The sequence below is a fragment of the Litorimonas sp. WD9-15 genome (genome assembly GCF_050271975.1).
GTDB lineage: Bacteria > Pseudomonadota > Alphaproteobacteria > Caulobacterales > Maricaulaceae > Litorimonas.
Genome location: NZ_CP189850.1, coordinates 2,249,943 through 2,276,917, shown reverse-complemented (window position 1 = coordinate 2,276,917; position 26,975 = coordinate 2,249,943). Strand labels below are relative to the sequence as shown.

Genomic DNA, 26,975 nt, shown 5'->3' with positions numbered 1-26,975 from the left:
CATGGCGGATTTTGATGTCATCGTTATCGGCTCCGGCATGTCCGGCGGCTGGGTCGCGAAGGAAATGTGCGAGAAGGGCTTTAAAGTCTGCGTGATTGAACGCGGTCGTGAGATTGTTCCCGAAAAAGATTACACCGATTTCGAAGACCCGTGGCAGCACGAACACCTCAATTTAACGAGTGAGAAGACGAAGGAAGAGTACCCGATACAGTCGCAAGTCTACGCCTTCCATAATTACACCAAACAGTTCTGGGTAAAGGATAAAGACCATCCCTATGAAGTGCCGGACGGACAGCGCTATAACTGGCGTCGGGGTCATCATACGGGTGGACGGTCCATCATGTGGGGGCGTCAATCCTACCGCATGAGTGAAACCGATTTCGCGGCGAATAAAAAAGACGGTCACGGTGTCGACTGGCCCGTGCGCTATGATGACATCAAACCTTGGTATGATTATGTCGAAAAGTTCGCGGGGATTTCCGGTTCAATGGAAGGCCTCGATATTCTGCCCGATGGCGTGTTCCAACCCCCGCATGAATTATCCTGCGCGGAAGCCGAATTGAAAACTCGGATCGAGACCGCTTTTCCCGGCCGGAAACTGATACCCGGTCGCGTCGCCAATCTAACCCAGCCGACGGAAGAACAAATCGCGCTAGGCCGAGGTCAATGCCAGAATCGCGATCATTGCTTTCGCGGGTGTTCCTACGGGGCCTATTTTAGCTCGAATTCCGCGACACTACCTGCCGCCAAACGCACGGGCAATCTGACGATGATGCATAATGTGGCCGTTCATGAACTGGATTATGATCCGGCGACGAAACGCGTGACGGGCATCAAAGGCGTGAATACCGAAACGAACGCGCCTGTTTCTGTCACCGCCCGCACGGTCTTCCTCAATGCATCGACCATTCCGACCGCCATGATCTTGATGAATTCGAAATCTGACGCGATGCCAAACGGTTTGGCGAATAGTTCGGGTCAGGTCGGTCACAACCTCATGGATCACATCATTTGTGGACGTGCCAGTGGTCGCTTGCCCGGGATGGAAGATAAATATCATTACGGGCGTCGTGCGAATGGCATCTATATTCCGCGCTTCCGAAACCATACGGAAGAGGGTGAAGGTTTCGTCCGTGGGTTTGGTTATCAAGGCCGTGCTTATCGTAGCAACTGGCGCGATAGCGCTGATGCCGCAGGTGTTGGTGAAGCTTATAAAGCCAATAACCGCACGCCCGGCGCATGGTGGGTCAGCCTCGTTGGTTTCGCGGAAATTCTCCCAAATTTCGATAACCACGTGCGACTTCACGCGTCAAAGACGGATAAGTGGGGCTTTCCCATCCCAATCCTCGACGCGAAACATGGTGAGAACGAGCTGAAACTCGTCCGCCAAGCCGCGCGGGATGGTATGGATATGCTCCGCAAGGCCGGGTGTGAAGAGGTGACAGGCGCTGACCCTGAAACCGATATCGGCACACCCCCGGGCGAGGGTATACACGAGATGGGCACGGCGCGAATGGGCCGCGACCCTAAGACATCCGTTCTCAACAAATGGAATCAGAGCTGGGATGTCCCGAACCTCTTCATCACGGATGGGTCTTTCATGACGTCCGGCGGCTGCCAGAATCCGTCCATCTCCTACATGGCGTTTTCCGCCCGTGCGGCGGATCATGCCGCGAAATTGATGAAAGCCAATGAGATCTAGTGGCGGAGTTTGACGCCATTGTCGTCGGCTCCGGCATTTCCGGTGGATGGGTGGCCAAAGAGCTGTGCGAGCGCGGATTGAAAGTTTGCGTTTTAGAGCGGGGGAAGCCGACAGACCCGGTCAAAGATTATTCGGACTTTCTCGAACCTTGGGAAACCCAACATTTCGATAAAATTTCTGATGAGGATGTTAAGCGCGATTTCCCGATCACGGGCATTAATTATGCTATGAAGCAGAGCAACCGTCACCTCTGGATGACGGACCGTGCGCAGCCTTATGAACGCGCTCCGGAGCAAAGTTTTAATTGGCGTCGGGGTGCTCACGTTGGTGGACGGTCATTGCTATGGGGCAGGGCGAGCTACCGCTTCTCCGCCTATGATTTCGAAGTCAATAAGGCTGACGGTGAAGGGGTCGATTGGCCCGTTCGCTATAATGATATCGCGCCGTGGTATGATCATGTCGAAAAATTCGCAGGCATTGCGGGCAATCGCGACGGTTTGGATCAACTGCCCGACGGCAAACATTTTCAGCCCGCGTTTGAACATACCTGCGCGGAGCTTGATCTGAAAGAAAAGCTGAAAACGAGCTTTCCCGAACGCAAGCTGATTATGGGGCGTGTCGCGCATCTCACAAAGCCGACCGAAGAACAAACGGCTCTCGGGCGTGGCCGTTGTCAGGCGCGAAACCGGTGCGCGCATGGCTGTTCTTACGGTGCGTATTTTAGCTCGAACGCTGCAACATTACCTGCGGCTGAACGCACGGGAAATCTGACATTAATCCCTAATAGTGTTGTTTCGAAACTCGTCCATAACCCCGTCAACAATCGAATCTCGGGTGTGCAGGTTCTCGATGCCGATACAGGCGTCGGAACGACGCACACGGCTAAAATTGTCTTCGTCAATGCCTCCACAATCGGGACAAGCTTGATTTTGCTGAACTCGGCGACAGAAGCGCATCCGACTGGATTAGCCAATAGCTCCGATCAACTCGGTCGGAACCTGATGGATCATATTGGTGGGTCGCAAGTTGTAGCGCATGTTCCGGGACATCTGGATCGCTATTTCTCCGGACGTCGTGCGATTGGCGCTTACATCCCGCGCTATCGAAATTACCCGAAACAGGAAGAAAGCTATAAACGCGGTTGGGGTTATCAAGTCTATTCTTGGCGCGGGGGATGGGGCGCACCTGCGGGCGTTGGCGAAGGTTTCAAAACCAAGAACCGCACGCCCGGTCCTTGGGGCATTATGCTCGACGCCTTTGGCGAGTGCCTGCCCAATCCCAACAATACGATCAGGGCACATAAAACAAAGACGGATAAATGGGGGCAGCCCATTGCCGTGGTCGATCTCAAACTCGGCCCGAATGAGGAAGCCCTCATGCGGGCCGCGCATCAGGACGCTTTTGAGATTTTGAAAGCCGCCGGATTTAATGGCTTTTATGAAGCCCGTAAGCCCGATGATTATTTAAATGGTGTCCTTGGGCGAATTCACGAAATGGGAACGGCGCGGATGGGGCGGGACCCGAAGACGTCGGTCCTGAACGGGTGGAACCAATCGCATGATATTCCGAACCTGTTTATTACGGACGGGTCTTTTATGACATCTTCCGCGGTTCAGAACCCATCTCTCACTTACATGGCATTCTCCGCGCGGGCGGCCAATCACGCGGCGGACCTGCTGCAAGAAGGAGACCTCTAATGGCAGATTTTGATGCGATTGTTGTCGGCTCCGGCATGTCCGGAGGATGGGTCGCGAAGGAGCTTTGCGAACGTGGTTTGAAAGTCTGCGTTCTCGAGCGCGGGAAGAGCACGAAGCCCACTGAGGACTACACGGATATGATGGACCCGTGGGAATATCCAAACCTGAACCGTGTGTCCAAAGCGGAAGAACAAGAACATTACGCGATCCAATCCTCCATTTACAATTGGTCAGCGGACACGAAACATTGGTGGGTCAAGGATAGCGAGCATCCTTACGAGACCGCCGAAGGTACAGATTACACATGGCGGCGCGGCTACCATGTCGGCGGTCGGTCGCTGATGTGGGCGCGGCAGAGCTATCGCCTCTCAGCCATCGATATTCTGGCCAATAAGACCGACGGACACGGCGTGGATTGGCCAATTCGATATGAAGATCTCGCGCCATGGTATGATTATGTCGAAGAGTTTGCTGGGATTTCGGGACAGGCCGAAGGTCTGGATATTCTACCCGACAGCAAATTCCTGCCCGTCTTTGAATTTACCTGCGGTGAAGAACTTGCACGCGATCGCATCGAAGAAAATTTTCCAACTCGACGTATGATTCATGGTCGCTGCGCCAATCTTCGCCGCGCGACACCTGAGCAACAAGCACTTGGTCGGGGGAGCTGTCAGGTGCGCAATAAGTGCCACAAGGGTTGCTCCTTTGGCGCCTATTTCAGTTCCGTTTCCGCCACACTACCTGCTGCAGAACGCACGGGTAATCTGACGCTGATGACCGATCAGATCGTCGCCGAGTTGGAGCATGATGCCGAGACAAATCGCGTGACGGGTGTGCGTGTCATTGACCGGAATACGAAAGCGACGAAGACGGTCACGGCGAATATTGTGTTCCTCAATGCTTCGGCCATTGCGTCGTCGCTCATTCTGCAAAATTCCAAATCCGCCGAAAACCCGAATGGTCTCGCCAACAGCTCCGGTATGGTCGGGCGCAACCTGATGGATCATGTCGGTGGCGCGTGGGGCAGTGGTCGTATTCCGATGACGCCTGAACTCGCAGATAAATATACCTATGGCCGCCGCCCGAACGGCTTTTACATCCCGCGATTCCGTAATCACACGGAAGAGGGTGATGGCTATGTGCGCGGCTTCGGTTATCAGGGAGGTGTCCATCGCGGCGGTTGGTCAGGTGAGAAATCGGGCGTTGGCAAAGATTACAAGGCCTCCAATCGCTCCCCCGGCGACTGGTACATTTCCATGGGCGCGTTCGGAGAAATCCTGCCGGATGAACGCAACCGCGTCACACCGCATCCGACGAAGAAAGATCAATGGGGGCTCCCGCTTCCGCTCTTTGATGCGAAGATGCGGCAGAATGAAATTAACCTGATCAAACAAGCTTCTACGGATGCGGTCGCGATGCTGAAAGCGGCAGGCGCGGTCGATATCCGCAGTTCAGAAGATTATGATGTTCAACCCTCCCGCCCAGGCAATGCCATCCACGAAATGGGAACGGCGCGAATGGGGCGTGACCCGAAGACATCCGTTCTGAATAAATATTTGCAAACCCATGATATCCCAAACCTATTCATTAGTGATGGGTCGGCCATGACATCTTCGGCCTGTCAGAATCCGTCCCTGACTTATATGGCGCTATCCGCGAAAGCGGCAAAACATGCGGCTGACTTCTATGAAGCGGGCGAAATCTAGTGGCTGACTTTGACGCCATTGTTGTCGGCTCCGGGATGTCGGGCGGGTGGTCCGCCAAGGAACTCTGCGAGCGTGGGTTGAAGACGCTGGTCCTAGAACGCGGCCCTGATATTGATCCGGCCGAAGACTACACCGACATGCTGGACCCCTGGGATAAAAAATATCTCGACCGTGTCCGACCTGAAGAAGCGAACCGCGATTATAAAATTCAGAAGGATGTCTATGTGTTCTTCGAGAGCACGAAACATCTCTGGGCGAATGACCGCATCTATCCTTATACGACTGCGCCGGGCACGGGCTATGAGTGGTTGCGCGGTCATCATGTCGGCGGCCGCAGCCTGCTCTGGGCGCGGATGTCGTTCCGCTTTTCTGATCACGATTTTAAGGCCAATAAAGCGGACGGTGTTGGCGTGGATTGGCCCATTCGCTATGCCGACCTCGATCCTTGGTATGACAAAGTCGAGGAATTTGTCGGCGTGTCCGGTTCCATGGAAGGCCTCGGTCAATTGCCGGACGGAAAGTTCCTGCCGCCGTTTGAAATGGACTGCGCGGAGAAACTCTTGAAATCCAAAATGGCGGAACATTTTCCGGACCGAACGATGATGGTCGCGCGTGTCGCGAATTTGAAAAGAGCTACAGAGGAGCATATCGCTCTGGGCCGTGGGCCCTGCCAGTCCCGCAACCATTGTTTCCGCGGATGTAGTTTCGGCGCCTATTTCAGTTCCAATTCTGCGACATTACCCGCTGCGCGAAGCACTGGAAACCTGACACTCAAGCCCGACTCTATTGTTCACAGTCTCGTCTATGACGATACGACCAATCGCGTGACGGGCGTGCGGGTGATTGACCGCGTGACGAAAGCTACTAAGACCTATACGGCGAAAGTTGTTTTCCTGAACGCGTCGGCTATCCCGACGGCGACAATTCTGCTGAACTCCAAGTCTGAGAAATTCCCGAATGGTCTGGCGAATAGTTCCGATCAGGTCGGACGAAACCTCATGGACCATGTCGCGGGCGCGCAGGTCTATGCCAATATCGATGGGCTGGAAGATAAATATTATTACGGGCGCAGACCGGCTTGCGGGTACATCCCGCGCTACCGGAACTATCCGGAATATAGCGAGGATTACAAACGGGGCTTTGCCTTTCAGGTCTACACAAATCGCGGCAGCTGGAACCCGAATAATGCGGGGATTGGCGCGGCTTATAAAGCGCAACAGGCCAAGCCGGGCGGGTGGAATATCACGCTGGATACCTATGCCGAAGTCCTCCCCAATCCTGAAAACCGCGTGACCTTGTCCAATACCAAGGATCAATGGGGCCTCGCCGTGCCGCATATGAATGCCAGCCACGGCCCGAACGAACTCGCGCTGTTGCAGGCAGGGTCCGATGATGCCGTCGACATCCTCACCAAGGCGGGTTTCCGCGATATTGTGCGCGGCGAAGTCAAAGCGACGAAGCCAGGTAATCGCATCCATGAAATGGGCACGGCGCGCATGGGGTTGGACCGCGAGACGTCGGTTCTCAACAAATGGAACCAAGCGCATGATGTCCCGAACCTGTTTATCACGGACGGCGCTTGTATGACTTCTTCGGCCATTCAAAATCCGTCCATCACCTATATGGCGCTATCCGCGCGAGCGGCGAACCATGCCGCTGACTTACTGGAAAGAGGAGAGCTCTGATGTATTCACGACGTTTATTTATGGGCGGTGCCGCCGCTGCGATGGGCCTTGCGGCATGTGGTTCACCTGCGGTTTCGAAAGTCGGGACGCGGCAGCTTAAGACGTTGGGGCTACAGACTTACACCTTGCGTGAAATTTTCGAACCGGATCCGGCGGGGACTTTGGCGATGCTCAAAGAGCTCGGCTATGATTATGTCGAATTGAACGAGCGGAATTTCACAGACAGAACGGCTGAAGAGCTGATCAGTCTCGTGAAGGATGCAGGGCTTTATGCGCCCGCCACGCATTATAATATGGAAAAAATCCGCAGTGACTTCGGGCAGACGACCCGTGATGCACAGGCGCTCGGCGTTAATTATGTTATCATGCCTTGGACGGATAAGCCGCAGCGGACGGTTGAGGGTTACAAACGCAATGCCGCGATGTTTAACGAACGCGGGCGTCAGGCGCGGGATGCGGGCTTTAGGCTGGCCTATCACAATCATCAATTCGAGTTTGATGATCTGGGCGGCGGTGTGACCGGTATGGATATTATGTTAGAAGAGACGGACCCTGATCTGTTTGATTTTGAATTGGACCTCTTCTGGGCGCGACTCGGCGACGTTGATATTCCGGCCCTGTTCCGCGCTCATCCCGGACGGTTCAAGCTTTGCCACATCAAGGATATGAACGGCTCGCCCGCGCAATATCGTGACAGTCGGGATTACGGCGCGATCGGCGCAGCATTGATGGTCAATGTTGGCGAAGGCAATATTCCGTTCGAAGACTATTTCGCCCTGAATGATGTCTCCGGCATGGAATATTTCGTGATTGAACATGACAGTCCGCCCAAGCCTTTCCGCGCGTCGATGAAGCAGAGCATTGATGATGTGCGGGCGATGCGATTCTAATGTCTACTGGTCCTCACAGATTGCAAGCCTGAGATGACGCAGGCCTTTCCATCGTGACGACGCGTGCTGCATCCCAGATGTTTCAGCGCTAATTCGTACCTTTCCGCTAAAGCTCCGTCTCCGATAATGTGAATATCGGATGCGGGTCTCTGCGATAATGAGGCGGCGCAGTTTTCTCCAATCAGAAGCCCCGAGAGATAATCGCGGGATTCACCCGCAGTCATCTCTCCCGATAATTGCAAGTTCCGGACGGACATCAGCATATGGGTAAGGGCGGGCCGTGGCCGGGATTTCATGATGTCGACCCCGCGCAGGAAAGCCGCCTCCGACCCAGTCTCGTTCTTTCCGCCACGCGTCAGAATGGAATGGCGGTCCAAGACCTCGAATGTTTCGCCCGTGACACCTGTCGAAATGGTCTCAATCGCACCGTCCTTGATTGTCATCCATTTCGTATGTGTGCCGGGAAGGCAGAGGAGGCCATTTCGGAGTCCAGTCAGTGCCACCCACCCAAAGGCCTGTATGTCTTCCCCGCGAACTGTGTCGAAATAACCCTGCACGTTTTTGAGAATGGAGGTGCCTTGCAGGAAATGGCAGGCCAGACCAGAACGTGTGTCTAAGACTGTGGATTTGATATATTCTATCCGCGCTGGTGTTGGCGCATATGTTGTTGTCGTCCAGCCAATATTTGATGTGACCGCCCCGCAGAGCCAGGCTTCCTTGATATCATATGTCTGACGCCAACCTTCCGTCGCAGTTTCAAATTCTTTGGCACAGTCCTCAGTGTCTTTCGCTCCGGATATCCGAACCTCATCGAGAAATTCGGGCTCTAAATCCGTACCCCGAACGCAGAATAAGCGTCCTGAACTGTTCCCCCAGTCCGCGAGAATTACAATGTCGTCCGAAGGCCCCATCCGGCGTTTTACCCCGGTCCGCCTTGGCCCGACGCCATGTCCCGTTCTTCGACAAAAGCATCCGCCATTGTCGTGTAAAATTGCGAGAGTGTCTGTGCGCGGTCATCGTCAATATTCGGGTCCGGCGCGGAGAGGGCGGCATAGGAGACGCCCTTATGCGCTTTCAGCATGTAATCCTTCCAGACATCGACGGGCAGTAATCCGCCCGTGATTTTCCGCATCGGGGAATTGTCATCATTGCCCAGCCAGACCCCTGTCGTCATTTGCGCAGTGAAGCCGATGAACCAGCCATCGCGGTAGTCCTGCGACGTGCCCGTTTTGCCTGCCGCCTGACGACGCCCTAATTGCGCGCCGCGCGCCGTGCCTGTCTCAATCACATCCTGCAGAATGGACGTCATCTGCCGCGAATAGGGCACGGAATAAACGCGTTTTCCGGCCGTTGTCCGTCTTTTATAAAGCGGCTCACCCGCCGTATTCCGAATTTCTGAAATCATATGAGTGGACCTTAAGAGGCCTTCATTTGCGAAGACGGAATAAGCGCGTGTCATTTCCAGCAAGGTCGTTTCCGACGATCCCAGTGCCAGCGAATATTCCGGCCGCATTTCCGACTCGATGCCAAAGCGGTTGGCGAGGGAAGCCACTGTTGACGGCCCGACCTCTGCCGTGATCTGCGCGGCAATTGTATTTATGGAGAGCTTCAGGGCTTCGCGCACCGTCATCGGCCCGCGATAGCGTCGGGTGTAATTCTCGGGTGACCAATTCCCAATCGTTGTCGGTTGATCAATCCGGACGGTTGCGGGTGTGAATCCGGCTTCTAATGCTGCCGCATAGGAAAATGTCTTAAAACTCGATCCTGGCTGACGTTTGGCCTGCGCTGCGCGGTTGAATTTCGACGCATTGTAATCCCGCCCCCCGACGAGGGCGAGGATAGCCCCCGTTTGATTATCGAGAGAGACGAGAGAGCCTTCGCTGACCTTCTTGCTGTCGCCCGATTTGGCGAGAATTTTCTCGAGGGCGGCTTGTGCCAGTTTCTGCTTCTCCACATCAATGGTCGTGCGGATGATGAGGTCTTCCTGTCCCGCGCCGACAAGGGTCGGCGCTTCCTCTGCAATCATGTCAAAGATGTAGCCGAGCGTGGCTTCGGAAATAATGGCCTCGGCCGGCTCCGCAATGACCGGTGGATTTGCCAGCGCTTCGCGTTGCTGCTCCAGCGTTATCATATCATTGACGACCATGCGTTGCAGGACGAGGCGGGAGCGTTCCACAGCCCGGTCATAATGTTCCGTCGGATTATAACGCGACGGCGCCTGCGGCAGACCGGCGAGGAGGGCGGCTTCGGCGAGATTAATATCCGCCGCAGACTTCCCGAAATAACGTTGCGCGGCGGCTTCCACGCCGAAGACGCGCGGGCCCATCGGGATGCGGTTGATGTAAAGCTCGAGGATTTCCGGCTTGGACAGCACGGCCTCCATATCGCGGGCGAGGACCGCCTCTTGGAACTTCCGGCGGTAGGATTTCTCAGGCGACAGGACGATGTTCTTGACGAGTTGCTGCGTCAGGGTCGAGCCGCCCTGTGTTTTCTCACCCGCCCGCGTGTTCTCGAACAGGGCGCGTAGGATCGCCTTATTATCGACCCCAGCATGTTCGTAAAACCGCTCGTCTTCAATCGCGAGGAAAGCATCCCCGACATAGCTCGGCATTTGGCCCAGTTTCATCGGCTTGCCAATATACGGGCCACGGTGCCCGATCTCCCGGCCTTGGTTATCCAAAAGCGTCATATTTGGTTGCAGGTTTAACTGCCACATTGTCCGCTTATCCGGCAGGGACGGGAGGTCATTCATCAGGTAGTAGCGGGTCTGAAAATATCCGAACGCGATCAAGCCCGATAGGACCGCCAAAATGATGAGCGTAATCGTACGCCGCTTGCGCTTGCGGTTGTCATTCGCGACATTGATATCGGCACGATAGGTTGGCATTCTCTCCTCTTGGCCTTAAGTGGCCTCTTATGAAAGCCCCTACGACAGACTCTCCCTTCTGGAAAACCAAAAATATGGCCGAAATGAGCCGCACAGAGTGGGAAAGCCTTTGTGATGGCTGCGGCAAGTGTTGCTGCATCCGCTTGGAAGACGAGGATACAGGCCAAGTCTATATCACGGACGTCGCCTGTAAGCTGTTTAATCCCGAAACCTGTCAGTGCGGGGATTACGCTAACCGTTCAGCGCTCGTGCCCGATTGCGTAACCCTCAGCCCCGTCAATGTCAGTCAACTCCACTGGATGCCACAGACCTGCGCCTATCGTTTGGTCGCGGAAGGCAAAGACTTGCCGAACTATCACCACCTCGTCACAGGGTCTCGCGACTCCATCCACGACGTCGGGATGAGCGTGCAGGACGCAGTGACGAGCGAAGAGTTGGTCGATGAAAATGAAGTCCCTACAAGGATTGTGATTTGGCCGGGTGAACCGGATATCGACTAGGTAAGCGGAAGCTGTGACCGTACATCTTGGGCAACGGCAAGGCATTCAAATTAGTAGCGGAACAGGCCGCAGGGTCAGTATTCGCGACTGGACGCAAAACGCCTGCAATCGTTAATAATTGACGGTCTTCGTTACCTCACCATCCTTCAGTCCCAGATAGAGAGCGCGATCCTATCTCGTGTCTGAACGAACGCGATGAGTATGACATAGCTTGGAAATTGGGGATCATTTTAGCCCCCACCCAAAAAAAGCCCGCCTTAAAGGGCGGGCTTTCATTTCTATTTTACCCAAACTTAAATCGGGTTTCCGTCCGCGTCGATTTCGACCATTTTATAGCCGAGTTCCGCGATTTCGTCATAGACGGTCGCTTTATCACCGACGACCACCATAATCATCTCGTCGAGGTCGAGATGTTTTGCGGCGAGGGCGTCGATTTCGGCTTTCGTCATGGCTTCGAGAATGTCGGCCTGCTCATCCACGAAATCGGGTTCCAGATCATAGGTGGCCATGCGCGAGAGGAAGCCAAGCTTTTGGCGCGGCGTCTCATAAGCGCGGGCATCAGATTGACCGCGGGAGGATTTCGTAAAGGCGAGTTCTTCGGCGGTGATACCGTCGGCGTGATAGCTCTCAATCTCGTTGACAAATTCCACGATTGAGGCGGATGTCGCGTCGGCACGGACACCCGCACTGGCACGGTACCAACCGGCTTTCTCATTCCCGCTAAAGAAGGAGCGTGCACCGTAAGTGTAGCCTTTATCTTCGCGGAGGTTGAGGTTGATGCGGCTGTTAAACGCGCCGCCCAGCGGATAGTTCATGATGTCCGCACGGAAATATTCGCCCGTTGCGTCATAGGGTAGGGCGCGTTTGCCGATGCGGATTTCACTCTGTGCGGCATCCGGCTTGTCCACAAAATAGATGGTTCCGGTATCCAGTTCCGGGAAGGCTGCCATAGATGTCGTCGGCACCTCACCGCCCGTCCAATCGGAAAGCGGGGCAAGGACCTTTTTCATCGCAGCCTCATCCAAATCGCTGACGGCAATGACAGAGGCAATGCTGGGTGAGAAATGTGTGGCATAGAACGCTTTGACATCTTCCAATGTGATATTGGCGACAGTCTCTTCCGTACCTGTATTGGCAAAAGCTGTTGGGTTATCAGTGCCATACATCATTTTGTTAAATAGGTTGGACGCTGTGACAGACGCTTCTTTTTTATTGGCTAAGATACCCTGCAATTGGTTGGCCTTGTCCCGGTCAAAATCCGCTTCAGCAAAGGCCGGCTTGAGCAGCTTTTCCATCGCAATTGCCATTGTCGCGTCGATATTTTTTGTCAGGCTGCGAACACTCATCGTTGTGAATGTGTCGCCGGAACTGAACGAAACAGAGGACCCGAGTTTAGACAATTCGTTTGAGAGTTCTTCGCCCGTCCGCTCCGTGGTGGCTTCATTGAGCAATCCAGCTGTCAGGCTGGCGAGACCGAGTTTATCAAGGCTCTCATGGCTCTGTCCGGCTTTAATCCGCACATTGATGGTTGTGGTTGGCACCTCGGTATTTTGAGCGCCGAGGACGTCAATGCCGTTACCCGTCGCGAATGTATATGTGTCGGGGGCTTTAACTTGCGGGTTATTGTCACCCGCGGGTGGGACCTGGCTCCGATCTAATCCTTCGGGATCTTCCGGACGGGTCCAAGAGAAATCGTCCGAACTGGACATATCTTCGGGAATTGTGCGCTCATAGCGCTCCCATGTGTCCTCTTTTGCAACCATGGCGCCCGCACCCTTTGGCACGATGGACATAATGACGGCGGAGTTGTCTTTGATATATTGGTTATAGACACGCATGACGTCGGCCTTTGTCACGCCTTCATAGCGCGCAATATCGTCCCCAATACCATTTGGATTGTCACGATAGGTCTCGTAGGCTGCCAATTGGCTGACCTTGCCCTGCACAGATTCCAGACCGTAGATTAAGCCGGAGACAATAGAGGATTTCACGCGTGTGAGGTCATCATCCATGACGCCGCGCTCCTCGAACTCGTCAAAGGCGCCGCGGATTTCTGTTTCCAGATCGCCGAGCTGCTGCACTTTGGCCGGATTGGCGAGGGTGAAGACGGTAAAGGTACAGCCGATTTCGCGGCATCCATGACCTGAAGACGTTTGAACCGTCAGTCCTGGCTTCTGAACGTTTTTATACATGATCGAAGTTTGACCCTGACCGATAATATTGGCGAGCACGTCCAGCGGCGCTTCGTCGGGGTGGTTCGCATGAACTGTAGGCCAAGCCATATAAAGCAGGGGAAGCTGCACATTATCTTCTAGGGAAATGTAGCGGTCTTCATCCAGCGTGATTTCTTCATAGACCGGATCCGCCTGTTCTGGACCGGCGGGGATCGTGCCGAAATAGGTTTTGACCCATTCCAGTGTTTGTTCTGTGTCGAGGTCGCCACCAATGGTCAGGACGGCATTATTCGGGCCGTACCATTCGAGGAAGAATTTCTTGAGGTCGTTCAGGTTCGCACGGTCGAGATCTTCCAGATAGCCGATTGTGGACCAACTATAGGGGTGACCTTCGGGATACATGGCTTCGCCGACCCGCTCGAAAAGCAAGCCGTAAGGACGATTATCGACACGCTGCCCGCGTTCGTTTTTCACTGTTTCACGTTGGACTTCGAATTTTTCCTGTGTGACCGAGTCGAGGAAGAAGCCCATCCGGTCAGCTTCCAACCAAAGCATTTTCTCGAGCTGATTGGACGGCACAGTCTCGAAGTAATTTGTTCGGTCCGAGTTTGTGGTACCGTTGAGTGTACCACCGGCTTCGGTGATAATTTTGAAGTGCTCTTCATCGGCAACATTTTCGGAGCCTTGGAACATCATATGTTCGAAGAAATGAGCAAAGCCGGAGCGGCCGACTTCTTCGCGGCCAGAACCAACGTGATAGGTGACGTCAACATGGACGAGCGGATCGGATTTGTCTTCATGCAGGACTACGGTCAGGCCATTGTCCAACTTATATTTCGTGTAAGGAATAACAACTTCGTCGCCTCGGGCGGGGCCAACCCGTTCAACGACTGTGATGCCACTGGGTAAGTTGATGTTTTCTGCCTTGGGCGTATCCGCAGACGTATCGGATGTTCCGCCCGTACAGGCGGCAAGCGCTAATCCTATGGCGGCGGACGCTAATAATGTTTTGAATTGTGATGTCATGGCTGTCTCCTCTTCATATCGTTTTACAATAAGGCGACAGAGAGTAAAGGCGAAAATACGCCTATCTTTGCCAAGGTCCGCGCGGCCTTGTGCCGCGCTGCGGCGGATTTGTGGAACGGGATTGCGTCATTCTGTCCGAACGCGATATGGGCTGACTTCGCGTGCCGCGACGTCCGCCACCAAATTTAACGATAGCGTCGATGCGCTTTTCGATTGGGGGATGTGTTGCGAAGGCTCCTGCGAGGCCGATCTTTGGATTATGCAGTGCCATCTCGCGGATTTCGTCCGGCACGCCTTTCAGCGCGGCTTTACCGGAGATTTTCTCCAAGGCCCGGATCATGGCGTCCGGATCTTTTGTGAGCTCAACCGCACCCGCATCGGCCATATATTCGCGCTTCCTCGATAATGTGAAACGGATGAGCACGGCAAAGAGATAGGCGAGGGCGATGAGCGCGAAAGCAAAGACAATTAGCGCGCCCGCATTTCCGCCCCCACTCCGACGGTGATTATTCGTGCGGCCCAGATTCGTGCGAAAGACACCGCGCACAACACCTTCTCCGACAAAGGCAAAGATGCCGACAAAGATGACGGCGATGATGAGCATCCGAACATCTTTGTGCCGAATATGCGACAGTTCATGCGCAATGACGGCGTTGAGTTCCGCATCGTCCAGGTTATTCATGAGGCCGCGCGTCAGGGTAATCTGATAATTCTTATCGCGAATACCGCTGGCGAAGGCGTTCATCTGATCTGTTTCAATCACCATGAGGCGCGGCATGGTCATCCCGCGACTGATGCAGAGATTTTCCAGCATTTTATAGGCGCGGGGTTCTTGGGATTCTGTAAGCGCTTTAGACTTAACCGAGGCGCTGATAATTTTTTGGTGGCCGAAAAAGGCGATTGTGAACCATGTGCCTGCGCCTGCGAGGGCCATAGAGCCGATGACGGGTAAACGCTCCGCCGCATAGAATAGGCCCTGCTCAAACCGCATATCTTCGGCAAAGCCGAGATAGAGGAGGATCAGCCCATAAGCCAAAACCAGCAATAGAACCGGAAACGCAACGAGCAGGAACACGCTGCGCAGGTTATTATTCCAAATATGGGTCTTTAACCCATAGGCTTCCATCATGAGATGCGGCCTTTATGTGTCGAAATTCACTTCCGGTGGAGTCTGCAATGCGGTGCGACCTTCGGGTGCTTCGAAGAAGTCACGCTCTTTAAAGCCGAATGGACCTGCAATCAGGACGGCTGGGAATTGTTCGCGACCGGTATTATATTCCTGCACCGAGTTATTGTAGAAACGGCGCGCGGCAGAAATTTTATTCTCCACGTCTGACAGTTCGTCCTGTAATTGAAGGAAATTCGTATTGGCCTTCAGCTCCGGATAGGCTTCGGCGAGGGCGAACATTTTCCCAAGCGCGGCGGAGAGCATGCCTTCTGCTTGGGCCTGCCCCTGAACGGAATTCGCGCCCATCGCGGCGGCGCGGGCTTGCACAACTTCTTCAAAGGTGGACTTTTCGTGTTTGGCATAGCCCTTCACGGTATTGACCAGTTGCGGGACGAGGTCCTGGCGTTGCTTGAGTTGGACTTCGATATCCGACCAGGCTTGATTGGTCGTCTGACGCAGCGCGACGAGTCGGTTATAAATGCCGATGATAAAGACGGCGAGTACGACAATAATGCCGAGAATGATAAGTAGCGTGGTCATGGACGGTCCCCTTAATATGCTGACGCTAGGATAGGGCGGAAAGCCCTATCAGCGCAAGCGCTTGTTAATTGAGAAGCGAGCTTGGCAGGCCCGTTGCGAGAGTTGGTACGGCGATTACAAGCGCGATGACCGCAATTTGTATCGCGATGAAGGGGAGGACGCCGCGATAGAGCGCGGTCGTCGTGACTTCGGGGGGGGCGACGCCGCGCAGGTAGAATAGCGCGAATCCGAAGGGCGGGGTCAGGAAACTGGTCTGTAAGTTCAACGCCATAACAATGCCGAGCCAGACGGGATCCATGCCCGAGGCGAGGAGTGGTGGTGCAACGAGGGGCACGACGACGAATGTAATCTCAATAAAATCGAGAAAGAAGCCCAGTATAAACATCATCACCATGACGATTGTAAATGCGCCCCATTTCCCGCCAGGTGCGGCTTCCAATAATTCGGCGACCATCTCGTCTCCGCCAAAGCCTCGAAAAATGAGGGAGAAAATCGTGGCCCCGATAAGGATGACGAAGACCATCGCCGTGATGTGGAGGGTGGAGCGTGAGACGTCGCCAAGCGCGCCTGTACGGCCCAATCTGAATGTTGCTAGCAATGCGCCGACCCCGCCGAGGAGCGCCAAGATACCACCCGCAATGAGCGCGAGGCTTTCGGTTTGCGTTCTTTCCGTCTGTCCCAAACGCAAATCGACACCCGTTAAATCCAGTAGGACAAGGGTGAGTAAAGCTGCGGCCGCGATGAAAGCGAATCTTCGCGCTAGTATTCCGAAGGCCGTCACGGTTTCGATTTTGTAACATGCCAGCAGAATTGCGCCCAGCGCCCCCAAGGCTGCGCCGCGCGTCGGCGTGGCATAGCCTGACAGGATCGATCCGAGGACGGCAATAATCAGAAAGATGGGCGGCAACATCGCGCGGAAGGATGTCCAGAGCAGGCGCCGCACATCCGCATCTTCCGGCCAATCCTGCGCGGGCGCATCTGCGGGACGGATCACCGCGACAAAAAAGATATAGAGCGCGTAGAAGAGGACGAGGATGAGACCGGGCAGGAGAGCCCCCGCGAACAGGTCTCCGACAGAGACAACACCGTTTGTTTCCAAACCATAACTCCGCTGAGCTTCTTGAAACGCATTCGATATTTGGTCGGCGAGAATGACGAGCACAATAGAAGGCGGGATGATCTGACCTAACGTCCCCGAGGCCGCAATCGAGGCGGAGGCTAGGGAGGGCGCATAACCGCGGTTCAACATGGTGGGCAGCGATAGTAACCCCATCGTGACGACTGTCGCACCAACAATGCCCGTACTCGCGGCCAGCAATGCCCCCACAAAAATCACGGAAATGCCAAGCCCGCCCCGCATGGGGCCGAACAATGTGCCCATATTTTCCAGCAAGTCTTCGGCAATGCGGGATTTCTCCAACATCACCCCCATGAACACGAAGAGCGGGACGGCGATCAGGATTTCCCGCGTCATCAACGGGAATATCCGGCCGGGCATGGAGAGCAGATAGACGGGATCAAATGTTCCCGTCAGCACGCCTATCCCGGCAAAAATCAGGGATGTGCCCGCCAATGTGAAAGCCACATTATAGCCCGCCATCAACGCGCCGCAGACGGAGAGGAACATCATCGCGGCGAGGATTTCCGCGCCGCTCATAATGTTTCCTCGCCTGCCGTGCGGAAGAAGGGCGGCACACCTGCGGGGCGGGCGGGTCGGTCCTGACCGGACAGGCACATGGCGGCACGGGTCGCGATGGACAGGCCTTGAATGACCATGGTCACTGCGAAGACCGGAATGAGGGTTTTGAGCAGGTAGATACCGCGAATGCCGTCCGCTTCGCTCGACCCTTCGCGGATCGCCCAGGCGAAACTGACAAAGCCCTGCGACTTCCATGTGAGCAGGATACAGGCGGGCATGAGCAGGAGGAAAAAGCCGATGAGGTCGACACGCGCTTTTGCCACATCCGACATACGTGTGTGGAAAATATCGACCCGCACATGTTGTCCCGCGAGTAGTGTTGCCGCCGCGCCGAGCATGATGACGAGGGCTTGGAAATATTTGGCGGATTCGAGGAGCTTTGTCGTCGTGACGCCAAAGATGGAGAGGGCGAAAACAGACCCTGCGACTGACAGTACGAGGAATGGCAGGAGCCATTTCGTCCACTCGCCAATGCGGAATGTTATCATGTCTATGAGAGAAATCAGGCTCTCGCTAAACCCTCGTACGAAACGATTTTCGCCAAAAGTCAGGTGAATGATAGGCCACACGAGCAGCGGAAGAAACGCCCAACCTATCGCCTGTATGGCTCCCCCAACCACGACTTATTGCCCGAGCGCCGCTTCACGTGCCGCGATGAAACGCCCATCCGACATTTCGGTCCAATAGCGCATTTGATTGCGGGTCTTGAAATAAGCGTCGGCGATACGACGCGTCAGGGCATCGGAATTCGCGAAATCATCGACAACTTGATCGGCAACCTCACCCACACGTTTCAGAATTTCTGTGCTGAAAAATTGAGGTTCGATTCCATGGATAGTTTTCAAAGTTTCAAGCGCTTGCGCATTTTTATAAGTGTATTCGCCAATCGCCGCATCATTGGCCGCCTTGCAGGAAAAACGAACCATATTCTGCTCGCTCTCTGTCAAATCGTTCCAGACACCCAGGTTGACGCCGAGCGAGAGCGAGGCGCCGGGTTCGTGAAAGCCTGGTGCATAATAATACGGCGCTTCGCGGTAGAAGCCGAGCGCGAGATCATTCCAAGGGCCGACCCATTCGGTGGCGTCGATGGAACCGGATTGCAGCGCCTGATAAATTTCTCCGCCCGGCAGCAGAACCGATGTGCCGCCCAGTTCTTTCAGGACTTCGCCGCCCAGTCCCGGCATGCGCATCCGCAGGCCTTTGAAATCGTCCAGCGTTTCCATGCGCCGCTTGAACCATCCACCCGTTTGGTGCCCCGTATTTCCGGCTTGGAAGGCTTTGATATTGAACCGTTTGGACAATTCGTCCCAGAGTTCTTGTCCGCCGCCAAAATCGATCCAGCCCATTATTTCCGCCGCCGTCATGCCCATCGGAATTGCGGTGAAAAATGAGAAGCCCCGTGACTTGCCCTGCCAGTAATATTCAGCGGCATGGTACATATCCGCTGCGCCCGTACTGGTCGCGTCGAAACATTCTGTTGCACCGACAAGTTCGCCCGCCGCAAAGACTTTCACTTCGATGCGGCCATCACTCATCAGGCGCATGGCATCGGCGAAACGGTTTGGCATTTGGCCGAGACCGGGAAAATCTTTTGGCCAGCTCGTCGCCATTTTTAATTCTCGACGATTTTGTGAGAGGTTTGGCGCGGAGAGCGTGTCGCTGCGCTTTGCCTCTGATTTGGCTTTATCCTTCGGTCGCAATGCGCCGACGACACCCGCGCCTGTCGCCAAAGCCGCAGCGCCGACTACGATATCCCGCCTACGGACGCTCATGCAGTGTTGAATTTCGGCAGTGTTTTCCAGCCAATATGGGTGAGGGTTTCACAGGGACGGAAGCGCGCCTTATAGGCCATTTTCGGACTGTCCGGCACCCAATAGCCGAGATAGAGATAGGGCATATCTTCCTCTGCACACATCGCAATATGGGTCAGGATCATGAAATTGCCGAGTGAACGATCTGAATAGTCGGGATCGAAAAAACTATAGACGAGCGACATACCATCAGACAGGCGATCAATGATCATCGCGGCAATGAGTTTCCCGTCCTGCATCCGGAATTCGGTAATCTCGGTCTCGGAAGCGCATTCCTCCACCATCATTTCATAGCGTTCAAAGTCCATATCCGTCATGCCGCCACCGACGTGACGGGAGTTGAGATAGCGCTTGAGCAGGTCGAATTGCTCATCCGTTGCCGCCGCATATTTTGATGTGATAACGAGGTCGGTGTTCTTTTTAATCGTGCGTTTGAAGCTCTTGGTTGGGCGGAAAGCGTCGACATCTACGCGCAGGCTTCGACATTCACGGCAACTCTCGCAGGCCGGGCGGTAGATAACATTCTGGGACCGCCGGAAACCGGCATGGGTCAGGTAGTTGTTTAAGTGTGGGCCGTCCAACGGATCTAACTGTGTGAATATCTTCCGCTCCATCCGGTCTGGCAGATAGGGGCAGGGCGACGGGATCGTCAGATAGAATTGTAACTGGTTCGGGTCGAATAGATGACTCATGGCTTAGGTCTAAAGCTGGAAAAAGACGGGCGCAAGCAGGGTATATGTAATCCAGAGTAGGACGATAAGCGGTCCACCAAAGCGGATGAAGTCACTGAACTTGTAATGACCTGGACCGAGGACGAGAAGATTGGTCTGATAGGCAATGGGTGTCGCGAAACAGCAATTGGCCGCGAAGATGACCGTCAGGACCATGGCGATAGGGTCTATGCCCGTCTGTGCGCTGATCTCTAACGCTATGGGCGCGAAGAGCAGCGCAGCAGCACTGTTACTGATGACATTGGTGAAAAAGGCAATGACGAGGAAGACGGCGGCAATCAGGATTTGGTTGCCATAGGGCATAAACGCATTGACCACGCCTTCGCCGATAAAGGCCGCACCGCCCGTTTGTTCGAGCGAAAGTCCCATGGCGAAGGCCGCACCGATGAGGAGGAATATCCGCATGTCCAAAGCGCGAACGGCTTGGCGTATATTTAAACATCCCGTGGCAATCATACCCAAAGCACCGCCTAATGCAGCAATCTCAATCGGGACTATGGATGTTGCCGCGCAGACGATTGTTGCGATGAATATAATTCTTGCCAGCATCGATTTCCGAATATCAGGGATTTCGACCATGGACCAATCCAGCAGGAGAAGATCTCGATCATTCCTGAGCGCGCGCATATCCCTGTCATATCCGAATAGCAGCAGGACATCGCCGGCTTCCAAGCGAATATCCAACATTCGTTTCCGGATCATGCGGGAGCGCCTTTGTATGCCGAGGACGAGCGTTCCGGTCTGACGCCGGAAACCGATCTGCTCAATATTGCGGCCAATCATACGTGAACCCGGCGCAATGACGGCTTCGGAAATGACAATTGTATCCGCACTGACATCGCCGCCATTATTGAACCCCGCAATATCCAGCATCCCTTTGAGATATTCCGGCTGAGAGGAAAGAAGCTTTGAGAGACTGTTCCGTGTCGCCGCGACAATCAGAACATCACCCGCTTCTAACGGATCCTCAAAGGGCGGAAGCTTAGAAATTTCGCCGCGTTGCACCATACGAACGGTGACATCGCGCAGCGTTGGGAAGAGGCCTGCGACGGGCCGCGCGCCAACGAGCGGATGGTTCTGTGTCACCCTGATTTGCGCGATATATTGATGGCCCGTTGCATTGATTTCAGTCTCCAATCCTTCACGTTCCGGCAGGAGGATGGGGGCCATGATGATAATATAGGCTGCACCCACAATGGCGAGGCAGATGCCCGGCACGAATTGCGTAAAGAAGGACAGCTCAAAATCAGTGGTTCTGACGAGGACATCATTTACAAGTAAGTTCGTTGATGAACCAATCAGGGTCGTCATGCCTGCCAGAATTGAAATGAATGAGAGCGGCATCATGTAACGCGACGCTTTCTTACCCAACCGCGTCGCCATGGCCGCCATAACGGGAATGAACATGACGACGACGGGCGTGTTATTCATGAACATTGAGACGGCGAACGCGACGGCGAAAACGACCAGAAGCGTCAGTCGCGGCGACTTGTCCAGCGACGAGTTCACCTGAACAATCGGGCCTTCCAGCGCCCCTGTCTGGAACATACCTTGTCCAACCACCAGCAGCGCCATGATTGTGACGAGGGCAGGGGCTGCAAATCCTGAGAGAAGCGTCCCTGTATCAAGCGTCGATTCCCGCGCGAAGACGTGGAAGAACAGCATGAGGGCGACGATAATGCCGACACTAATCGACTCAATCGTGAATGTCTCGCGGACATAGAAATAGACGCCCACCGCGACAATCGCGAAAACGGCCCACATCTGCCAGATTTCAGGAAGCGCCAACATCGGGCTTATCGGAGCCGATTCATATGCGGGTGGGTTGTCATGACTTCTATGAACGGCATAGACACGGGTAAGACAAGACAAGAGTTAGGATTTTCAATGGCAAACGTCGCTTTTCTCGGGCTCGGTGTGATGGGCTATCCCATGGCAGGACATCTTCTCGCGCAAGGACATTCTGTCAAAGTCTGGAACCGGACGATGTCTGTAGCTGAAAAGTGGGCGGCTGAATATGAGGGCGAGGCCTGTGACAGTGTAGAAAAGGCTGTCGCATCGGCTGACTTTGTCATGACGTGCGTAGGACGTGATGCGGACGTTCTGGCAGTGGTCGGAAAAGCTGTTCCATCCATGATGACGGGCGCAATCCTCGTGGACCATACAACGGCTTCGGCGCAATGTGCGCGGCAAGTTGGAGAGTTGTGCGTTTCGAAAAATATTGGGTTTCTCGACGCTCCGATTTCCGGAGGAGAGGCAGGCGCTGTGAATGGACAACTCACAGTCATGTGCGGCGGAAATCAGACCCATTTCGATACCGCCAAGCCCGTGATTGACGCCTATGCCAAAGCAGTAAAATTGATGGGACCCGTCGGGTCAGGACAGCTAACAAAAATGGTCAATCAGATTTGCATTGCCGGATTGCTGCAAGGCCTTTCCGAGGCCGTTCATTTTGCGCAGTCTGCCGGATTGGATGTGGACGAAGTTGTCGGCGCTATCGGCAAGGGCGCAGCGCAGAGTTGGCAGATGGATAACCGTGCCTCGACTATGGCGAAGGGCGAGTATGAGTTCGGTTTTGCCGTCGACTGGATGCGCAAGGATTTGGGAATTGTCTTAGACGCGGCAAGTGATTTGGGTGTGGACCTACCCGTGACGAAACTTGTCGATGGGTATTACGCAGACATTCAACAGATTGGCGGAAGCCGTTGGGATACAAGTAGTTTATTGGCGCGGTTAAAGTCTAAAAATTGATTCTTTTTTCTAAGATCGACGTCTTCTCAGTACCTGTTATTTCTTGAGGTAGTATCCACCTATAGACCCGCAAAAAAACACAACTGCAACCATATAATATGAAATCGGTCTGTGCGAGGGAATGAAATTTGCAATCACCCAATTAATGATAAAACAGGCAATTAACATTCCCAATGCTGCGCCAGCACCTATAATCAGGGCGTGTTGAAACCGACTATCGCCATTCATAAAACTTTTCATAAATTTATATGCCTATCTAGTTAAGTCTATATTTTCACTCGAATTTACGCTGACTTCAACTTCTCAGCAACTTCCAAGGCCGCATAAGTCAGAATTCCGTCACAGCCTGCGCGCTTAAAACTCATCAGGGTTTCCATCATGATGCGGTCGTAATCCAGCCAGCCATTCGCGCCGGCCGCTTTCATCATCGCATATTCGCCGGAAACCTGAAATGCGAAGGTCGGGCGGGCGAATTCCTGTTTGATCGCTGAAATCACGTCTAAATAAGGCATGCCGGGTTTGACCATGACCATATCCGCGCCTTCGGTCAGGTCCAACTCGACCTCCCGCAAGGCGATATTCATATTGGCGGGGTTCATTTGATAGGTGCGCTTGTCGCCTTTTAGGGTGGTCGAGGTGCCAATGGCGTCACGGTATGGGCCGTAAAAGCCGGAGGCGAATTTGGCAGCATAAGACATGATTGAAACATCCGCATGTCCTGCATCATCCAATGCATCGCGGACCGCGCCAATACGACCGTCCATCATGTCTGATGGGGCTACAATATCCGCACCGGCTTCCGCCAGCATGACCCCGACCTTTGCTAGGGCTTCCACTGTGGGATCATTCAGGATGGTTTCACCTTCCATCAAACCATCATGGCCGTGGCTTGTATAGGGATCGAGCGCCACATCGACGATCACACCGATTTCCGGTACAGCCTTTTTAATGGCGCGAACGGCTTCTGGGACGATACCTTTAGGGTTTGCGGCTTCTCTCGCATCCTCACTTTTGAATTCCGGCGAGATATTCGGGAAGATCGCGAGGGCAGGGATACCGAGATCGGAGGCCTTGCGGGCCTCTTCTACAAGTGCTTTCACAGATAATCTCTGAACCCCGGGCAGGCTCGGCACGTCCACGCGGTCCAGTCCTGAGTCGGAAACAATGCAGGTCCAGATCAGGTCGGACACGTCCAGCCGCGTTTCCGCCACCATACGCCGCATCCAGTCCGTTTTGCGAAGGCGTCTCAGACGCATTTGCGGGTAGTTCGACATAATTGACCTTCAATAAACTCTACCCTGCGACATAGACAGTCGGTTCGGGTTTTTCCATTGGAAATCTGATGGATATGTCTTATGTGGAGCGAGACTAAATGACTGGCGATATAATGTCCGATACGAAATTCAGAAATGCTTTTGCCAAAGCCGTGAACACGGTGCGGGATGAAGGACGTTACCGCATCTTCCGCGATATCCGTCGCAAAGCCGGTGCTTTTCCACGGGCGACATGGTTCAAGGACGATAATACCGAAAAAGATATCACCGTCTGGTGTTCCAATGACTATCTCGGCATGGGTCAAAACCCTTGTGTCGTTGAAGCGGTGAAGTCTGCAGTGGATGCTGCGGGAACAGGGTCCGGCGGAACAAGAAATATATCCGGAACAACACGTTATCACGTTCAGTTAGAGCAGGAATTAGCGGGGTTACATCAAAAAGATGCCGCACTCGTCCTGACCTCCGGCTATGTCGCGAATGAAGCCACTTTGGGTGTCATGAGTAAAATTCTTCCTGGGCTCATCATTCTTTCTGACGAAATGAACCATGCCTCTATGATCTCTGGTATTCAGCGGGCGCGGTGCGAGAAGCGGATTTTCAAACATAATGATCTCGCCGACCTTGAAGCCAAACTCAAAGATATCCCGCATGATGCGCCCAAGCTTATCGCGTTTGAGTCGGTCTACTCCATGGATGCGGATATCGCGCCGATTGAGGAAATCTGCGATCTAGCGGATAGATATAATGCGCTGACCTACATTGACGAGGTCCATGCGGTTGGCATGTACGGCCCTACAGGTGGCGGTGTCTGCGAAGAACGCGGCCTGATGGATCGGATTGATATTATCCAAGGCACACTCGCAAAAGCCTACGGCATGGTCGGCGGATATATCGCGGCAGACTCTGTCATTATTGATGCCGTACGCTCGATGGCGTCCGGCTTTATCTTTACGACCTCCATTCCGCCATCCACGGCTGCGGGTGCACTACGCTCTGTTAAAGTTCTAAAGGTCACACCGGAAAAACGCGTGTCGCAGCAGGAACGCGCCAACACATTGAAATCCCGTTTGCGAGCAGGGGGATATGACTTCATCGACGGCGAAACGCATATTGTGCCGCTCATGGTCGGTGATCCTGTGAAATGCCAGGCTATTTCTGACCGCCTGATTGAGGATTTCGGGATTTACGCTCAGCCCATCAATTTCCCAACGGTTCCACGTGGAACAGAACGCCTCCGCTTCACTCCAGGCCCGTTCCACACGGACCAGATGATGGATGAATTAATGTCGGCGTTGGACGAAGTTTGGGCAGAATTCGAACTGAAGCGCGAGAAGGTGGCATAGCCCACAGATGTGACGTTTCTTGCCATTGCGGCAGTTAACGAAATTTCCTATCCGCATTTCACAAAACACCCACTAGGGAGCCGGTTATGACCGCCGCCGCAAACGATCAGGGCTTTGCCCATCTCGATAAATATTTCTCCGAAAGCCTCGCTGAGCGTGACCCTGAACTCTTCGCGAGCATGGAGGCGGAGCTTCACCGTCAGCAGCACGAGATTGAGTTGATCGCGTCCGAGAATATTGTCTCCAAGGCTATCCTCGAAGCGCAGGGCTCCGTCCTCACGAATAAATATGCCGAAGGTTATCCGGGCAAACGCTATTATGGTGGATGCGAGCACGTTGACGTCGCCGAGCAATTGGCGATTGACCGGGCGTGTAAGTTATTCGGTGTGGGCTTTGCCAATGTGCAGCCCAATTCAGGCTCTCAAGCCAATCAGGGCGTTTTTCTCGCTTTGCTACAGCCCGGAGACACAATCCTCGGCATGGACCTCGCGGCGGGTGGGCATCTCACCCACGGCGCACCGCCCAATATGTCAGGCAAATGGTTTAATGCTGTAACTTATGGCGTTCTCGAAGATACGCATTTGATTGACTATGATCAGGTTGAAGCGCTGGCAAAAGAGCATAAGCCGAAACTCATCATCTGCGGCGGGTCAGCTTACCCAAGACAGATAGATTTCAAACGCTTCCGCGAGATAGCTGATGCGGTTGGCGCCTATCTCCACTGTGATATGGCGCATTTTGCCGGACTCGTGGCGGGCGGAACCCATCCTTCCCCATTTCCCCATGCGCATGTCGCGACAACGACAACGCATAAGACACTTCGTGGACCGCGCGGCGGGATGATCCTGACGGATGATGCGAAATTGGCGAAGAAGTTCAATTCCGCGATTTTCCCGGGCATGCAGGGCGGACCGCTCATGCACGTCATTGCAGGTAAGGCTGTAGCGTTTGGTGATGCGCTGAAGCCGGAATTCAAAGCCTATTCGCAACAGGTCATCGATAATTGCCGCGCCATGGCGTCTGCACTCGTCGAAGGCGGCTATGCTGTGGTGTCAGGTGGAACGGATGTGCATCTGGCGCTTATCGATCTCTCGCCCAAAGGTGTCAAAGGCAATGCCGCCGAAGCCGCACTCGGACAGGCTTACATCACGTGTAACAAGAACGGCATTCCTTTCGATAAAGAGAAGTTCACAATCACGTCAGGTATCCGTGTCGGTTCTCCTGCAGGTACCACACGGGGGTTCGGCGTTGCGGAATTCCGTGAAATTGGGCAATTGATGGTCGAGGTTCTGGACGGTCTTGCAGAAAATCCGGAAGGCAATTCAGAGGTCGAGGAAAGCGTCAAAGAACGCGTGATCGCCCTGACATCGCGTTTCCCGATTTACAGCTAA

Annotated in this window: 20 protein-coding genes; 9 read left to right on the top strand and 11 right to left on the bottom strand. The window is 54.2% G+C overall.

Going from position 1 to position 26,975, the window contains the following annotated elements; genetic code table 11:
- Nucleotide 1 precedes the first annotated feature (1 nt).
- From ACP9M6_RS10615 to ACP9M6_RS10595, 5 genes are read left to right on the top strand one after another with little or no spacing between them, the layout of a single operon-like run.
- Nucleotides 2–1,702, top strand: coding sequence for a GMC oxidoreductase (locus ACP9M6_RS10615; RefSeq protein WP_427450937.1), 1,701 nt, complete (start codon nt 2–4; stop codon nt 1,700–1,702).
- Entirely contained in the window at nt 1,702–3,399 is a 1,698-nt protein-coding gene (locus ACP9M6_RS10610; RefSeq protein ID WP_427450936.1) for a GMC oxidoreductase, read from the top strand. Before ACP9M6_RS10615 ends, ACP9M6_RS10610 begins: the two co-directional genes overlap by 1 nt.
- The gene (locus ACP9M6_RS10605) at nt 3,399–5,105 is read left to right on the top strand and encodes a GMC oxidoreductase (protein WP_427450934.1); all 1,707 of its coding nucleotides are present in this window, start codon (nt 3,399–3,401) and stop codon (nt 5,103–5,105) included. The genes ACP9M6_RS10610 and ACP9M6_RS10605 overlap by 1 nt, the downstream gene beginning before the upstream one ends.
- Nucleotides 5,105–6,790 carry a GMC oxidoreductase gene (locus tag ACP9M6_RS10600; RefSeq protein ID WP_427450932.1) on the top strand — a complete coding sequence of 562 codons (1,686 nt, stop codon included), beginning with the start codon at nt 5,105–5,107 and terminating at the stop codon, nt 6,788–6,790. Before ACP9M6_RS10605 ends, ACP9M6_RS10600 begins: the two co-directional genes overlap by 1 nt.
- A complete protein-coding gene (locus ACP9M6_RS10595) occupies nt 6,790–7,680 on the top strand; it encodes a sugar phosphate isomerase/epimerase family protein (protein ID WP_427450930.1) in 891 nt (296 codons plus the stop codon). The genes ACP9M6_RS10600 and ACP9M6_RS10595 overlap by 1 nt, the downstream gene beginning before the upstream one ends.
- On the opposite strand, the gene ACP9M6_RS10590 is transcribed toward ACP9M6_RS10595, so the two are convergent.
- Together ACP9M6_RS10590 and ACP9M6_RS10585 are read right to left on the bottom strand one after the other, a co-directional pair.
- Nucleotides 7,677–8,591, bottom strand: a complete 915-nt coding sequence (locus ACP9M6_RS10590) for a 2-dehydro-3-deoxygalactonokinase (RefSeq protein ID WP_427450928.1) — start codon at nt 8,589–8,591, stop codon at nt 7,677–7,679. The two genes, ACP9M6_RS10595 and ACP9M6_RS10590, sit on opposite strands and share 4 nt — an antisense overlap.
- A gap of 8 nt (nt 8,592–8,599) precedes the next feature.
- Nucleotides 8,600–10,567, bottom strand: coding sequence for a transglycosylase domain-containing protein (locus ACP9M6_RS10585; RefSeq protein ID WP_427450926.1), 1,968 nt, complete (start codon nt 10,565–10,567; stop codon nt 8,600–8,602).
- A gap of 74 nt (nt 10,568–10,641) precedes the next feature.
- On the opposite strand from ACP9M6_RS10585, the gene ACP9M6_RS10580 reads away from it, so the two are divergent.
- Nucleotides 10,642–11,067: a YcgN family cysteine cluster protein gene (locus ACP9M6_RS10580; RefSeq protein WP_427450924.1), complete on the top strand. Its 426-nt coding sequence runs from the start codon at nt 10,642–10,644 to the stop codon at nt 11,065–11,067.
- Nucleotides 11,068–11,360: 293 nt separating this feature from the next.
- On the opposite strand, the gene ACP9M6_RS10575 is transcribed toward ACP9M6_RS10580, so the two are convergent.
- The 8 genes from ACP9M6_RS10575 to ACP9M6_RS10540 form a co-directional block, all read right to left on the bottom strand.
- The gene (locus ACP9M6_RS10575) at nt 11,361–14,267 is read right to left on the bottom strand and encodes a M16 family metallopeptidase (RefSeq protein ID WP_427450922.1); all 2,907 of its coding nucleotides are present in this window, start codon (nt 14,265–14,267) and stop codon (nt 11,361–11,363) included.
- Nucleotides 14,268–14,328: 61 nt separating this feature from the next.
- The gene (locus tag ACP9M6_RS10570) at nt 14,329–15,396 is read right to left on the bottom strand and encodes a M48 family metallopeptidase (protein ID WP_427450920.1); all 1,068 of its coding nucleotides are present in this window, start codon (nt 15,394–15,396) and stop codon (nt 14,329–14,331) included.
- 12 nt (nt 15,397–15,408) lie between these two features.
- Nucleotides 15,409–15,975 carry a LemA family protein gene (locus ACP9M6_RS10565; protein WP_427450918.1) on the bottom strand — a complete coding sequence of 189 codons (567 nt, stop codon included), beginning with the start codon at nt 15,973–15,975 and terminating at the stop codon, nt 15,409–15,411.
- Nucleotides 15,976–16,039: 64 nt separating this feature from the next.
- On the bottom strand, nt 16,040–17,632 hold the full coding sequence (locus ACP9M6_RS10560; protein WP_427450916.1) for a TRAP transporter large permease: 1,593 nt from the start codon (nt 17,630–17,632) through the stop codon (nt 16,040–16,042).
- Nucleotides 17,629–18,294 (bottom strand): TRAP transporter small permease subunit, encoded by a 666-nt coding sequence (locus tag ACP9M6_RS10555; RefSeq protein ID WP_427450914.1) that lies wholly within the window; start codon nt 18,292–18,294, stop codon nt 17,629–17,631. Before ACP9M6_RS10555 ends, ACP9M6_RS10560 begins: the two co-directional genes overlap by 4 nt.
- Nucleotides 18,295–18,297: 3 nt before the next feature.
- The gene (locus ACP9M6_RS10550) at nt 18,298–19,446 is read right to left on the bottom strand and encodes a TRAP transporter substrate-binding protein (RefSeq protein WP_427450912.1); all 1,149 of its coding nucleotides are present in this window, start codon (nt 19,444–19,446) and stop codon (nt 18,298–18,300) included.
- On the bottom strand, nt 19,443–20,177 hold the full coding sequence (locus ACP9M6_RS10545) for an arginyltransferase (protein WP_427450910.1): 735 nt from the start codon (nt 20,175–20,177) through the stop codon (nt 19,443–19,445). The genes ACP9M6_RS10550 and ACP9M6_RS10545 overlap by 4 nt, the downstream gene beginning before the upstream one ends.
- A 9-nt stretch (nt 20,178–20,186) precedes the next feature.
- Entirely contained in the window at nt 20,187–22,007 is a 1,821-nt protein-coding gene (locus ACP9M6_RS10540; protein ID WP_427450908.1) for an SLC13 family permease, read from the bottom strand.
- 96 nt (nt 22,008–22,103) lie between these two features.
- Between ACP9M6_RS10540 and ACP9M6_RS10535 the strand changes: the two genes are divergently transcribed.
- Complete coding sequence (locus tag ACP9M6_RS10535) at nt 22,104–22,967, top strand: NAD(P)-dependent oxidoreductase (protein ID WP_427450906.1); 864 nt, start codon at nt 22,104–22,106, stop codon at nt 22,965–22,967.
- A 284-nt stretch (nt 22,968–23,251) separates the two neighbouring features.
- Here ACP9M6_RS10535 and hemB read toward each other — a convergent pair whose 3' ends face one another.
- The gene (hemB, locus tag ACP9M6_RS10530; RefSeq protein ID WP_427450905.1) at nt 23,252–24,223 is read right to left on the bottom strand and encodes a porphobilinogen synthase; all 972 of its coding nucleotides are present in this window, start codon (nt 24,221–24,223) and stop codon (nt 23,252–23,254) included.
- 116 nt (nt 24,224–24,339) lie between these two features.
- Here hemB and hemA point away from each other — a divergent pair, with 116 nt between their 5' ends.
- Together hemA and glyA are read left to right on the top strand one after the other, a co-directional pair.
- A complete protein-coding gene (gene hemA, locus ACP9M6_RS10525; RefSeq protein ID WP_427450903.1) occupies nt 24,340–25,584 on the top strand; it encodes a 5-aminolevulinate synthase in 1,245 nt (414 codons plus the stop codon).
- Nucleotides 25,585–25,670: 86 nt separating this feature from the next.
- Nucleotides 25,671–26,975, top strand: a complete 1,305-nt coding sequence (gene glyA / locus ACP9M6_RS10520; protein ID WP_427450901.1) for a serine hydroxymethyltransferase — start codon at nt 25,671–25,673, stop codon at nt 26,973–26,975.